This is a genomic window from Dactylosporangium sp. CS-047395, assembly GCF_050942185.1.
GTDB lineage: Bacteria > Actinomycetota > Actinomycetes > Mycobacteriales > Micromonosporaceae > Dactylosporangium.
The window spans coordinates 2,491,764-2,504,169 of sequence record NZ_CP192015.1 but is presented as its reverse complement, the minus strand read 5'-3'; the positions used below and the strand labels follow the sequence as shown (position 1 = coordinate 2,504,169).

Below are 12,406 nucleotides of genomic sequence, written 5' to 3'. Positions count from 1 at the left end.
CGATCGGCTGCGAGGTGCCCGAGGAGGTGGTCCAGTCCCTGCGCTGGAAACGACCGGCCGCGAGGTGCCCGAGGAGGTGGTCCAGTCCCTGTTGAAGCATGCCGTGCTGCTGCCCGTGTGACCCGGTGCGGTCTTGAGGGGGTGTGGGTGGAGCGGAGCTCCCCCACCGCTTTTCAGGACATCGCACGGTATTCAAAAGCGCCAGAAAGACCGTCCGCTGCGGTTTTGAGGGGGTGTGGGTGGAGCGGAGCTCCCCCACCGCTTTTCAGGACATCGCACGGTATCCAAAAGTGCCAGAAAGACCATCCGCGGTCATAGAACGTTTGCGGCGGTACATGGCGGCGTCGGCTCGGCGGAGGAGGGCGTCCGGATTGCCCGGGGCGCCGGCGGCCAGGCCGACGCTCGCGTGGATGCGCAGGTCGTGGCCGTCGACCGGGATCGGGGTGGCCAGCAGGTGCAGGAAGTGTTGCACGGTCGCGGCGGCCGTGTGCGAGTCGGCGCCGGGCAGGAGCATCGCGAACTCGTCGCCGCCCAGGCGGGCGGCCAGGCCGGTGGGCGGGGTGGCGGCGGTCAGGCGCTGCGCGACCGCGGTCAGGACGGCGTCGCCCGCGTGGTGGCCCCAGGTGTCGTTGATGAGCTTGAAGTCGTCGAGGTCGACCAGCAGCACCGCGCCGGGCGCGTCGAGGGCGGCCAGGCGGGTGTCGAACAGCGCGCGGTTGGCCAGGCCGGTCAGGCCGTCGTGGGTGGCCTGGTGGCGCAGCTCGTCCTGCAGCAGGCGGGCCTGCGTGGCGTCGCGCGCGTTGCTGACGTAGGAGCGCACGCTCGGCACGTGCAGCAGGTTCCGGCTCACCACGTCGAGCCAGCGCCAGGAGCCGTCGGCGTGGGCGTAGCGGATCTGGTAGGTGACGGTGGCGCCCGGGCCGGCGCGCAGCTCGGTCATCGCCCGCTCGAGCACGCCCAGGTCGTCGGGGTGGACGTGGGCCACGACCGGCGTGCCGAGGACGACCGCCGGCTCCTTGCCGAGCAGGCGTTCGGTGGCCGGCGTGACGTACGTCAGCGTGCCCTCGACGTTCACCAGCGACGTGATGTCCGTCGAGTGGGCCAGCAGGCTGCGCATGCGCTCCTCCTGGCCGCCGAGCTCGCGCATCAGGGCCGCGTTCTCGGTGAACGCCAGCAGTTGGCGGCTCACGGCCAGGACCGTCGCGACGAACAGGCCGCCCAGCAGGAGCCACCCGTCCAGGCCCACGCCGTCGTTGATCACGAACGGCAGGGCCACGAACATGCCGGCCAGCGTGGTGTACGGCAGCAGGCTGTAGGGCTTCGCGACGCGCTGGGACATCGGGGCGGGCGGTCCGCAGATTTCCTGCAGGCGGGGACCGAGCACGAGGAGTACCGAGGAAAGGAATTGCGCTCCTAACAACAGCCCGAGGTGCGCCGAGTCCGGCCCGACCAGCGCCCCGACCGCGCCCTGCAGGACCGCGGCGAGCAGCATCGGGGCGGCCGCGACGACCGTCAGCGGGGCGTTGCCGCTCAGGATCAGCTTCACCGCCGCGAACCCCGCGACCAGGATGATCCCGGTGCCGAGCAGCAGCGCCAGCAAGGTGCCGACGGCGCGCCCCTGCTGCGACGGCAGGATCAGCAGCCAGACCAGCACGGCCACGCCGACCAGCACCGACCCGGCGTCCAGCCAGAAGCGCAGCCGTGCGCTGCGGGTCAGCCGGCGGCCCGGGTGGGTGAGCATGACGTACACCATCCAGGCCACCCCGCCGAGGATGGCGCAGACCTGGAACAGGTTCGGCGCGGCCGCCGCCGGCCCCGGGTGCAGCCACGCGACGATCGCCTGGCTGCCGTCGCCGAGGACGAACAGGACCGAGATGTGGCTGACCGCGCGCCAGAAGCGCCGGGTGTCGGCGGGGAGGTCCATGCGGGTCACGCGGCGCGCGGAGTACCAGAGCAGGGCGTCGCAGCCGGGCAACAAGGTCCAGAACAGCCGGACCTGCGCCGCCGCCCCGCCCAGGTCGAGCAGGAACCAGCAGGTGATCAGCGCGCCGCCGACCAGTAGCGCGCGTACCGTCCGGTCGCGCCCGATGAGCCGCAGCTGCCCGGTCATCGGACCACCGCCGGGTTCAGCCGCGCGAAGGCCGCCTCGAGATCCGGAACGGGGCCGGGCTTGGCGAAGTGGTACCCCTGGGCGAGCCGGCACCCGAGTGCGTGCAGCACCTCGGCCTGCTCGGCGGTCTCGATGCCCTCCGCGATCGCGGGCAGGCTCCGGCTGGAGCCGAGCTGCAGCACCGCCCGCGTGAAGGCCTGATCGACGCCCGAATCGGCGCCGGACGGTACGAACGACCGGTCTATCTTGAGAATGTCGACGGGCAGTTGGGTGAGGTAGGACAGCGACGAATAGCCGGTGCCGAAGTCGTCGATGGCGATCCGGATGCCGTGCCCCCGCAGCTGCGCGAGGGCGGCCGGCAGCGCCTCGGCGTCACCGGCGAACACCGACTCGGTGATCTCCAGCACGAGCGCGGCGGGAGGCAGCCCGGTGCGCTCGAGGATCGCGAGCACCTCGTCGGCGAACCCGGGCTCAGCCAACTGCCGGACCGAGACGTTCACGGTGATCGAGGTCCCGAACCGCTCGTGCCACCCGCGGGCGTCCCGGCAGGCCCGCTCCAGCACCCAGGCCCCGATGGGCACGATCAGCCCGGTCTCCTCGGCGACGGGAATGCAGTCGCCGGGCGGCACCGGCCCGCTGTCCGGCGTCCACCGCAGCAGCGCCTCGACCGCGACGATGCGCGCCCCGGGCAGCTCGACGACGGGCTGATAATGCACCTCGAGCTCGTCGCGCTCGACGGCGTGGCGCAGCCCCTCACTGATCCGGGTGAAAGTCTCCCGGGCGGTTCTCAGCTCCGTCTTGTACCGTACGACGCGATCCCGCCCACCCCGCTTGGCCGCCCGCAGCGCGAGTTCCGCGTCGGCGATCGACTCGCGCGGCTCGACCGGTCCGCCGTCGCCGTGGACCCGCACGTGCCCGATGCTCGCCGTGAGGTGCACGGTCCGGCCGCCGACGGTCAGCGGGGCCTTCACCTCGGCCCGGACGAACTCGGCCAGCTCCTCGGCCGCGGCGTCCCCCGCGAGCGCGTTGCTCTCGTGCCTGATGAACAGCGCGAACTCGTCGGCCCCCAGGCGCGCCAGGGTGTCGCCGGACCCGACGACGGCCCGCAGCCGGCCGGCGAGCGCGACGAGCACCTGGTCGCCGAACGCGAACCCGTTGGCGTCGTTCACGTCCGTGAACCGGTCGACGCCGACCAGCAGCAGCGCGTGGTGCCGCGCCGGGTCGCGCAGCGCCTGCTCCATGCGCTTGGCGAGCAGCCCGCGGTTGGCCAGCCCGGTCAGCGGGTCGTGGTCGTGCAGCCGGCGCCGGGCCCGCCTGACCATGAACGCGGCCGCCACCAGGACCGCGAGCATGCCGAGGGCACGCCCGACCGGACCGGCGGCCGCCGACGACCCCACGATCGCGGCAGCGCCGGCCGCCGCGAGGTACCGGGAGCGTCCGTGCATGCTTACCAGCTCACCGGGCCCGGGTTGTGCCGTCCGGTGCGGCCGGGTTGCATGCACGTTCCACGGCTTCCGGGGCCGAAATCACCCTCGGGGAGTGTTTCGGCTTTTCAACCGTCGACTCCGGGGGAAACAGGACGGGGTGCGGGTTCTGGGCGGACGGTACCGGCTGCGGCGCAAGCTGGGCGAAGGCGGCATGGCCAGCGTGTGGGAGGCGCACGACGAGGTGCTGGACCGCGAGGTCGCCGTGAAGCTGCTCACCCCTGAGCACACCGCCGACCCGGAGGCGTTCGACCGCGCCCGCAACGAGGCGCGGTCCGGTGCCCGGTTCGCGCATCCCAACGTCGTCTCGGTGTACGACTTCGGCACCTCCCGCCGCGCCGGCCGCGGCACCGCGTACCTGGTGATGGAGCTGGTCGAGGGCCAGCCTTTGGACGCCGTGATGAGCGAGGGCCCGCTGGACTGGCAGGTCGCCGGCCGGGTCTGCGCCGAGGTCGGGGCCGGCCTGGCCGCCGCACACGGCCACGGCGTGGTGCACCGCGACATCAAGCCGGGCAACGTCGTGCTGACCGCCGCCGGCGCCAAGATCCTGGACTTCGGCGTGGCCACCCGCACCGGCCAGCCGGACCAGCTGCCGGACGGCACCCTCCTCGGCACCCCCGCCTACCTGGCCCCCGAGCGCCTGGAGCGGGGCGCGGCGGCACCCCCGGCCGACGTGTACGCGGTCGGCGTCCTGCTGTACCAGTGCCTCACCGGCCACCTGCCCTGGCCGGCCAACACCGACGAGCAGATGCTGCACGCCCACCGCCACGTCGTCCCGGAGCCCCTGCCCACGATCGCCGGCCTGCCGGACGAGGTCGCCGAGGTCTGCGCGGCGAGCCTGGACAAGCTTCCCGAGGCCCGCCCCACGAGCGTCGCCCTCGCCCTGATCCTGTCGGCCGCGGTCGACGTGCCCGTGCACGTGCCGCCGGTCCTGCAACCACACCCGATGACCGCCACGCTCCACGCGACGACCGAGGCGATATCCGTTTGACGGCCGTGTGATGGTCGCGGTGTGAGCGAATCTCTCCGGCTCAACCGGGCGCAGTGGGACGAGAAGGCGCCGGCGCACGCGGTGTCGCGCGGGTACAACGTGCAGGGCCTGATCGACAATCCCGAACTGCTCAGCGAGGTCGTGCGCTTCGACCGGCCGCGGCTGGGCGACGTGCGGGGCCTGCGGGCCGTACACCTGCAATGTCACATCGGCACCGACACGCTCTCGCTGCATCGGCTGGGCGCGCGGGTCACCGGGCTGGACTTCTCCCCCGCCTCCCTCGCCGAGGCGCGGACCATCGCCGCGCGGGCCGAGGCTGAGATCGACTATGTCGAATCGGACGTCTACGGGGCGCTCGACGTGCTCGAGGCCGGTGGGTTCGATCTCGTGTACACCGGTGTCGGCGCCCTGTGCTGGCTGCCCGACATCCGGCGGTGGGCCGGGATCGTCAACGCGCTGCTGCGGCCCGGCGGGCGGCTGTTCATCCGCGAGGGCCATCCCATGATGTGGGCGATCGACGAGACGCGCAAGGACGACGTGCTCGCGGTCGCCTTCCCGTACTTCGAGACGCCGGAGCCGCTGGTCTGGGACGAGGGCGGGTCGTACGTCGACACCGACGGGGTCGCCTTCGAGCACACCGTCACGCACTCGTGGAACCACGGGCTGGGCGAGATCGTCACCGCGCTGCTGGCCGAGGGCCTGGTCCTGACCATGCTGGAGGAGCACGACAGCTGCCCCTGGGACTTCTACCCCGGCCGCACCGTCGTGGACCCCGACGGCGAGCACCGGCTGGCCGCGGGACGGGAGCGGTTGCCGCTTACATACACTCTGCAGGCGCGTAAACCATCTGTGTAGGAGGCGCTGTGGGCGAGGACGTCAACCAGGTCGTGGCCGAGGCCGCCCGTTCCGCCCGCGCCGCGGCCGCCGCACTCGCCGCGGCGCCGGCCAAGACCATCGACGAGGCCCTGCGCGGCATGGCCCGCCGCCTGGCCGCGGCCCCCGACACGATCCTGACCGCGAACCGCGCCGACGTCACCGCGGCCGAGGCCGGCGGGATGAGCGGCGGCCTGCTCGACCGGCTCCGCCTCGACGAGACGCGGCTCGCGGGCATGGCCGAGCAGCTGAACATCCTCGCCGACGTCGAACCGGAGCCCGCCCGCCGCACCGTCCGCGAATTGGGCGGCGGCCTCGTCCTGCAGGAGTGGCGCCGCCCGGTCGGCGTCATCGGCGCGAACTACGAGGCCCGCCCCAACGTCACCGTGGACGTCGCCTCGCAGCTCATCAAGAGCCAGAACGCGGGTGTACTGCGCACCGGCTCCGCCGCCCTCGCCTCCGCCATCGCGCTCATGGACGAGATCGTCGCTCCCGCCCTGGCCGAGGCGGGCCTGGACCCGGCCGCCGTCCAGCTGATCCGGGCCCGCGGCCGCGAGACGGCGGACGCCCTGGTCGCCCAGCCCGGCCTGATCCCGCTGGTGATCCTGCGCGGCAGCGGCGAGAGCACCCGGACCCTGGCCGAAAAGGCGGCACTCCGGGGTGTACGCACCCTGGCGCACGCGGACGGCGGCGGCGTCCTGTACATCGACGAGGGCGCCGACCTCGACAAGGCGTTCTCGCTGATCACGGCGGGGCTCGACCGCCTCGGCGTGTGCAACCGCCTGAACCTGCTGCTGATCCACCGCTCGCTCTACGACACGCTCGTCCCGCAGGTCACCGAGCTGGTGGGGCCGCGGATCTCGGTGTCGCTGCCGCCGCACGCGCACGAGCTGGGATACGAGTGGGCGCTCGACTCCGACCGCGAGGCCACCATCACGGTATCGCCGGTCGCGTCGCCGCTCGAAGCCGCGCAGGTGGCCAACGACGCGACGTCGGGCCTGGCCGCGGGCATCGTGACAGAGGATGCCGGCGCGGCTCGGGCGTTCCTGTCCGCGTACGCGGGCACCGGCGCGTTCTGGAACGCCACGACGCGGCTGCTGGACGGCTTCAAGCTGCTCAACGTCCCGGAGACGGGCATCAACATCGACCGCGTCCCGGGGCCGCGGGGGCCGGTGACGTTCCGGGACCTTTCGCTGCGCCAGTACACGGTGGTGCCGGCCGACCGCCTCGCCGACCTGGACTGAACTCCCGCCGCCGCTGATTGGCTGAGCTGATCTTCGCGGGGAGGGCTGGAAATCGCTGCACGAGGGATTTATCGCCCGACGACGGATAAGTCCGAAAAGTCGCGGCGCGCCAGCGCCCGACTTTTCGTGATCAGCAACAAAGTGATCAGCGACAAAGCCCGTCAGGAGGGGCGCTTGCGCGTGGCGTGGAGGGCGGCCAGCAGCTGCAAGCGGTCCGCGTCCGGCGTGTTCGGTTCGGCGGTGAAGACCAGCATCACCGGGCCGGGGTTGCCGGGCAGCGGGTACGTGTCCCAGTCCAGGTCGATGTCGCCGACCTCCGGGACGTGGAAGGTCTTGGTGCCGGAGACCGACTCGCGGACGTCGTGGCGGGACCACAGGCGGCGGAACTCCGGGCTGCGGATGCTCAGCTCCCCCACGATCGCCGTCGCGCGCGGGTGGGTCGGGTCCGTGGCAACGGCCGTGCGGAGCATGCCGATGTAGTCCAGGGCCTGGCGTTCCCAGTCCTGGCAGCGGCGTTCGGCCGTGCGGGTGTCGTCGAACATCAGCAGGAGCATGTTGAGGCGGTCCGGCGGGTAGTCGTCGGGGTCGCCCAGCAGCGCCTCGGCCATTGTGTTCCAGGCCAGGATGTCCAGGTGGCGGCCCAGTACGACGGCCGGGGTGTCCATCACCTGCAGCAGGCGGTAGGTGCTGGCGGGGACGCGCTCGGGGCCGTGGTCGACCTGGGCCGGCATGGGGCGGCGGGCGGCGTGGGCCAGGGTGAACAGGTGGCGGCGTTCCTCGTTGTCCAGCGCCAGGGCGGCGGCCAGGGCGTCCAGGACGTCGTCGGACGGGCGGACCTCGCGGCCCTGTTCCATGCGCTGGTAGTAGTCGGTGCTCAGGCCGGCCAGCAGGGCCAGTTCCTCGCGGCGCAGGCCGGTGACCTTGCGGTTGGCGCCCGGTTCGAGGCCCACGTCGCTCGGGTGCAGGCGGCTGCGGCGGGCGCGGAGGAAGTCGGCCAGCTCACGAGCGTACGGGTGGGTCATGGTCCCAGTGTGCCGCCGCCGGCCCGGGCCAGGGTAGGTCTCGTGGTCCTACTGACGGCGGGGGCCGGGCTTCTAGCTTCCAAGGCAACGAGACTAGGAGCTGCGACATGAGCGGATGGACGGTCGAGCGGATGCCCGATCAGCGCGGACGGGTGGCCGTCGTGACGGGGGCCAACTCCGGGCTCGGGCTGGTCACGGCGACCGAGCTCGCGCGCCGGGGTGCGCACGTGGTGCTCGCGGTGCGCGACACCGCTGCCGGGGCACGGGTTGCGCGGGACATCGGCGGCGATTGTGCGGTACAAGAGCTGGATCTGGCTTCTCTCGAGTCGGTGCGCGCCTTCGCGGACAGGCTCGAACACGCCGCCGTCGACCTGCTCGTCAACAACGCCGGGGTGGTGTTGCTCGGGCCGCGGCGCACCACGCGGGACGGGTTCGAGCTGCAGCTCGGGACGAACATGCTCGGGCACTTCGCGCTGACCGGGCTGCTGCTGGACCGGCTGCGGGCCGCGAAGGCGCCGCGGGTGGTCGGGCTCAGCTCGATCACGCACAAGGGTGCGCATCTGGACTTCGACGATCTGCAGTTCGAGCGGAACTACCGGGCGTCGCCGGCGTACGGGCGGTCGAAGCTCGCCTCCACCGTGTTCGGCGTGGAGCTGGACCGGCGGTTGCGGGCGGCGGGCTCGAACGTGGTGAGTGTGCTCGCGCATCCGGGGTTGACCCGCACGAATCTGACGCCGCGGGCGTGGGAGCACCGGGGGCGGCTCGGGCGGGTCATCGCGTGGGGTGGGCTGCTGGCCACCCAGCCCGTGGAGCGGGGAACGCTGCCGCAGCTGCGGGCCGCCACCGATCCGGCCGTCCAGGGCGGGGACTTCTTCGGGCCGGTCGGGCTGTGGGAGACGCGGGGCCGGGTCGGCGCCGCCCGGCTCAGCCGGGAAGCCGCCGACCCGGCCGTCGGCCGCCGGTTGTGGGCCGTTGCCGAGGAGCTGACCGGGGTCAGGTACCTGTCAGCACCGTGACGGTCAGGGTGGCCGCGTAGAGGCCGGGCTGGGTGGTCGACGGGATCTTCAGGGACAGGTCGGCGCCGAGGACCGTGGTGCCGAGGCCGTTCGCCGCCGCCGCGGTGGCCAGGACGGCGCCGCCGGGCAGGCCGGGCGTGGTGCCGGGGGCGACCGGGGCGCCCGCGATCACGTCGTGGCCCGGGTTCTGGCCGGCGACGGTCGGCGACCAGCCCAGGCGGTTGCCGCTGAACGTGTGGGTGCCGTCGGAGAAGTCGCCGACCTGGCCGGTGATGCTCCAGCCGGGGACGGTCTGGTCGCGGCCGTCGCTGACCGTCACCGCGCCGAGGACGCCCGTGGCGACGAAGGTGTGGTCCGGCCGCAGCTGCGCGGTGCCCATCACGACCGGGTCGCCGTCGACGGTGACGGTCAGCGTGCCCTGTTCGAGCGGGACGCCGGTGACGATCTGGCTCTGCGGCGGGCCGCCGGTGCCGACCGTGACGCTGAACGGGGCCGAGGACGACGGCGCGTACGCGGTGTCCGACGGCACGAAGCTCGCGGTCACCGTGAAGGTGCCGTCGCCGGGAATCGCCGAGTACTGCGCGATGCCGTCGACCACCGGAACCGTCGCGAGCGGATCGCGGCCGGCGACGAACTGGACCGCGCCCGCCGCGGTCGGCGGGTCGACCGTGGCGCGCAGGGTCACCAGCGTGCCGGACGGGACCGAGTCCGGGCCGGAGACCCTGGTGATGGTGTGGATCGTCGGGTCGCACTGGGTCGGGCCCGGCCGGTCGCACGCGCGCGGCATCGGCTCGCTCGCCGAGATCAGGTCGGTGCCGTCGGCCGAGAACGCCGGGTTGTTGCAGGTCTGCAGGATCCCGGCGTCGTCGCGCAGGTTCGCGCCGGGAACTCGCCGCAGCTGTGCGAAGCCGGCCCGGACCAGGTTCACCGGCAGCAGGCCGTAGCCGAGCGGGGTGGCGGTGCGCTGCCCCTGGCACAGCGCGTACTGGCCGAAGTCGGCGAGCGAATGGCCCTTCTGGGTGCTGAACCCGTAGCCGGTGCCGGTCGGCAGGACCAGGTATGAGTACCACGACAGCTCGTACGAGCGCGGGTCCGGGTTCGTCCAGACCTGCGACAGGTCCGCCACCTGGTCCGCGCCGATCCGGGCCTTGAGCAGCGCGATCCCGACATGGCCGGCGGTCGGCGCAGTGTAGTAGCCGGCCGCGTTGAGCACCTGGGCCACCGGGATCCCGGCCTGCACGGCATAGCTGTACTCCGAGTACCCGATCGCGCCCACCGACGAGTCCTGGCCCACGTACCCGCTGACGCCGACGTCGCCCGCCTGCCCGACCATCGCCGAGCCGGCCTTGACGGGGAACGCGGACACCGGGCCGCACGCGCCGAGGCCGACCGCGGCGCAGTACGCCGCCCACTCCGGCCCGTGCCGGCCGGCCAGCCACTGGGTGAACTGCCACGACACGCCGCTCGCATCCACCCGCACCACCGGCACCACGAGGATGTGCGGCAGGGCCAGACCCGGGTTGTCGGCCGCGATCGCCGCGTCGTCCCAGCTGGTGATCAGGCCGGTGAAGATCCGGGCGACGGTGTCCCCGGAGAGCCGCAGGTTCGTGACCCGCCGGCCGTCGATTTCGAGGTTGTACATGACGCTCGTGGCGACCGCGACGTCCGGCATGTACGTGGAGGGGCGGGCGGCCTGGTCGCCCTCCACGCCGTACGGCACGTCGGTCGCGGCGAAGTCCCGCACGCCCTCGTTGAACCGGGCGCGCCCGGCGGTGGAGCCGTTGCGCTCGTAGTCGACCCGCATCCCGTACTGCGCGGTGTTGCCGATCCAGGCATGGAAGGCGTTGTACGCCATGGTCGAGCCGCCCCCGGCCAGCGGCACGTAGTCCGCGGCGGCGGCCGGCTCGGCCGAGAGCATCAGTGCCGCCACCACGGCGGCCAGGACGGTGAATCCCCGTTGCATCACAACCGGCGAGCGTTCGCCCCGCGCATGTCGCCGCGCGCGAACCGCGGCCGGACGCCGGTCATCCGACAGGTGAACAGCGGGTCGTCAGTAGCGGAAAACGGCCACAGTCCGGCGCAGCTCGCCCGCGATGTCGTTGAGCACCTCGGCGGTGGCGGCGGTGTCCCGGGCGATGCCCGTGGTCTCGTCCGCGGCGGTCGCCACCCCGCCCACGTTGGTGCTGATCTGGTTCGCGCGGCCGGCGACCTGGCCGACGGTACGGCTCATCTCGGCCGTCGTCGCCGACTGCTGCTCGACCGCGGCCGCGATGCCCGTCTGCGCGTCGCGGATGGACGTGATCACGTCGCTGATCTGCTCGATCGCGAGCACCGCGGCGGCCGAGTCGCGCTGGATGGCGCCGACGCGGTGCGCGATGTCCTCGGTCGCGCGGGCCGTCTCCTGGGCCAGGTCCTTCACCTCGGTCGCCACGACCGCGAAGCCCTTGCCCGCGTCGCCCGCGCGGGCGGCCTCGATGGTCGCGTTGAGGGCCAGGAGGTTCGTCTGCTCGGCGATGGAGGTGATCAGCTTCACCACGGTCTCGATCTCGCGCGAGGATTGACCGAGCTCGTGCAGTACCGCCGCGGCTTGGGAAGCTTCCCGAACCGCCCGATCGGCCGTCCCGGCGGCGTCGGAGGTGCTGCGAGCGATCTCCTGGATCGACGCGCCGATCTCCTCCGAGCCGGTCGCGACCGTCCCGATGTCCTGGGTGATGCCGTCGGTGGCCTGCGAGGCCAGCCGGACCTCGCCCGACGAGCGGGCGGCGCTGTCGTTCATCGCCCCGGCCGCCGCGGTGAGCTGGGCGGCGGCCGTCGACACGCGGCCGACGTTGCCGTCCACCTCGCGCAGCGAGCCGCCGAGGCGCTCCAGCCCGCGGTTGAGCGCGGCGGCCATCCGGCCCACCTCGTCCCGGCCGCGCAGGGCGAGCCGGCCGCTGAGGTCGCCCTCGGCCACGGACTCGAGCACGCGGACGGTCTCGCGCAGCGGGCGGGAGATGGTGCGGCTGAGGATCGAGACCAGGATCGCGGCGAGCACGACGGCGGCCAGGATCATGCCGATGATGAGCCAGCGCGAGCGGTCGTACGCGCGCCGGGAGGCGTCGAGCGTAGCCTGGGCCTTGACGTCGACCGCCCGGTCGAGCCGGTCGAGCGCGCCCTGGGCGGCGGTGGTGAGCGGGTCGGCCTTCGACTTGCGGATCTCGGTGATCGCCGCCTCGTCGGTGATCTCGGCCTGCGCGAGGGGCAGCAGCCGATCCTGCAGGACCGCGCGATAGTCGGTCAGCGCGGTCTCGAACGCGATGTGGTCGGCGATCTCGCCCGCCATCGGCAGCACGATGAACTCCGCCCACGCCTTGTCCAGCGCGGTGTTCGCCGCCTGCAGCTTCTGCAGCGCGGTCTGCTGGTCGGCCGGGCTCTCGGCCAGGGCCATGTTGGCCACCTCGGCCTGGACGGTCTTGAAGTGCAGCCCGACGTCGTCCAGGTCGGCGATGTCCTGGAGGTTGTCGGAGTACATCAGGCGCAGCCGGTCCTGAGCGTCACCGAGCTGCCGGATGCCCAGGCCCCCGACCCCGGCGAGCAGGGCGCACACGACGGCGACGGTCGCGGCGAGTCTGGCGGCGATCGGGAGGTTTCTCACCATGACTGCCCGATCGGCAGTACACCCGGAAA

9 protein-coding genes are annotated in these 12,406 nt (G+C 72.8%); 4 read left to right on the top strand and 5 right to left on the bottom strand.

The genetic code is table 11. From position 1 onward, the window contains the following. Positions 1-265: 265 nt before the first annotated feature. Both ACQP00_RS11665 and ACQP00_RS11660 read right to left on the bottom strand, forming a co-directional pair. Complete coding sequence (locus tag ACQP00_RS11665; RefSeq protein ID WP_433218141.1) at positions 266-2,110, bottom strand: diguanylate cyclase domain-containing protein; 1,845 nt, start codon at positions 2,108-2,110, stop codon at positions 266-268. Then, the gene (locus ACQP00_RS11660; RefSeq protein WP_433218139.1) at positions 2,107-3,555 is read right to left on the bottom strand and encodes a putative bifunctional diguanylate cyclase/phosphodiesterase; all 1,449 of its coding nucleotides are present in this window, start codon (positions 3,553-3,555) and stop codon (positions 2,107-2,109) included. Before ACQP00_RS11660 ends, ACQP00_RS11665 begins: the two co-directional genes overlap by 4 nt. A gap of 139 nt (positions 3,556-3,694) precedes the next feature. On the opposite strand from ACQP00_RS11660, the gene ACQP00_RS11655 reads away from it, so the two are divergent. From ACQP00_RS11655 to ACQP00_RS11645, 3 genes are read left to right on the top strand one after another with little or no spacing between them, the layout of a single operon-like run. Continuing rightward, the gene (locus ACQP00_RS11655; RefSeq protein ID WP_433218137.1) at positions 3,695-4,585 is read left to right on the top strand and encodes a serine/threonine-protein kinase; all 891 of its coding nucleotides are present in this window, start codon (positions 3,695-3,697) and stop codon (positions 4,583-4,585) included. Between the two features lie 21 nt (positions 4,586-4,606). Then, positions 4,607-5,440 carry a class I SAM-dependent methyltransferase gene (locus ACQP00_RS11650; RefSeq protein WP_433218136.1) on the top strand — a complete coding sequence of 278 codons (834 nt, stop codon included), beginning with the start codon at positions 4,607-4,609 and terminating at the stop codon, positions 5,438-5,440. An 8-nt stretch (positions 5,441-5,448) separates the two neighbouring features. Further along, complete coding sequence (locus tag ACQP00_RS11645) at positions 5,449-6,702, top strand: aldehyde dehydrogenase family protein (protein ID WP_433218134.1); 1,254 nt, start codon at positions 5,449-5,451, stop codon at positions 6,700-6,702. A gap of 161 nt (positions 6,703-6,863) precedes the next feature. On the opposite strand, the gene ACQP00_RS11640 is transcribed toward ACQP00_RS11645, so the two are convergent. Continuing rightward, positions 6,864-7,724: a helix-turn-helix transcriptional regulator gene (locus ACQP00_RS11640; protein WP_433218132.1), complete on the bottom strand. Its 861-nt coding sequence runs from the start codon at positions 7,722-7,724 to the stop codon at positions 6,864-6,866. Positions 7,725-7,831: 107 nt separating this feature from the next. Between ACQP00_RS11640 and ACQP00_RS11635 the strand changes: the two genes are divergently transcribed. Continuing rightward, positions 7,832-8,740: an oxidoreductase gene (locus ACQP00_RS11635; RefSeq protein WP_433218130.1), complete on the top strand. Its 909-nt coding sequence runs from the start codon at positions 7,832-7,834 to the stop codon at positions 8,738-8,740. Here the strand turns inward: ACQP00_RS11635 and ACQP00_RS11630 are convergent. Continuing rightward, positions 8,718-10,703, bottom strand: coding sequence for a substrate-binding domain-containing protein (locus ACQP00_RS11630; RefSeq protein ID WP_433223819.1), 1,986 nt, complete (start codon positions 10,701-10,703; stop codon positions 8,718-8,720). The genes ACQP00_RS11635 and ACQP00_RS11630 overlap by 23 nt on opposite strands. Before the next feature lie 87 nt (positions 10,704-10,790). Further along, a complete protein-coding gene (locus tag ACQP00_RS11625; protein ID WP_433218128.1) occupies positions 10,791-12,377 on the bottom strand; it encodes a methyl-accepting chemotaxis protein in 1,587 nt (528 codons plus the stop codon). Positions 12,378-12,406 lie beyond the last annotated feature (29 nt).

Coding starts and splice junctions, on each gene's coding strand:
- ACQP00_RS11665 (WP_433218141.1), bottom strand. CDS start 2,110: ATGACCGGGCAGCTGCGGCTCATCGGGCGCGACCGGACGGTACGCGCG.
- ACQP00_RS11660 (WP_433218139.1), bottom strand. CDS start 3,555: ATGCACGGACGCTCCCGGTACCTCGCGGCGGCCGGCGCTGCCGCGATC.
- ACQP00_RS11640 (WP_433218132.1), bottom strand. CDS start 7,724: ATGACCCACCCGTACGCTCGTGAGCTGGCCGACTTCCTCCGCGCCCGC.
- ACQP00_RS11635 (WP_433218130.1), top strand. CDS start 7,832: ATGAGCGGATGGACGGTCGAGCGGATGCCCGATCAGCGCGGACGGGTG.
- ACQP00_RS11630 (WP_433223819.1), bottom strand. CDS start 10,703: ATGCAACGGGGATTCACCGTCCTGGCCGCCGTGGTGGCGGCACTGATG.
- ACQP00_RS11625 (WP_433218128.1), bottom strand. CDS start 12,377: ATGGTGAGAAACCTCCCGATCGCCGCCAGACTCGCCGCGACCGTCGCC.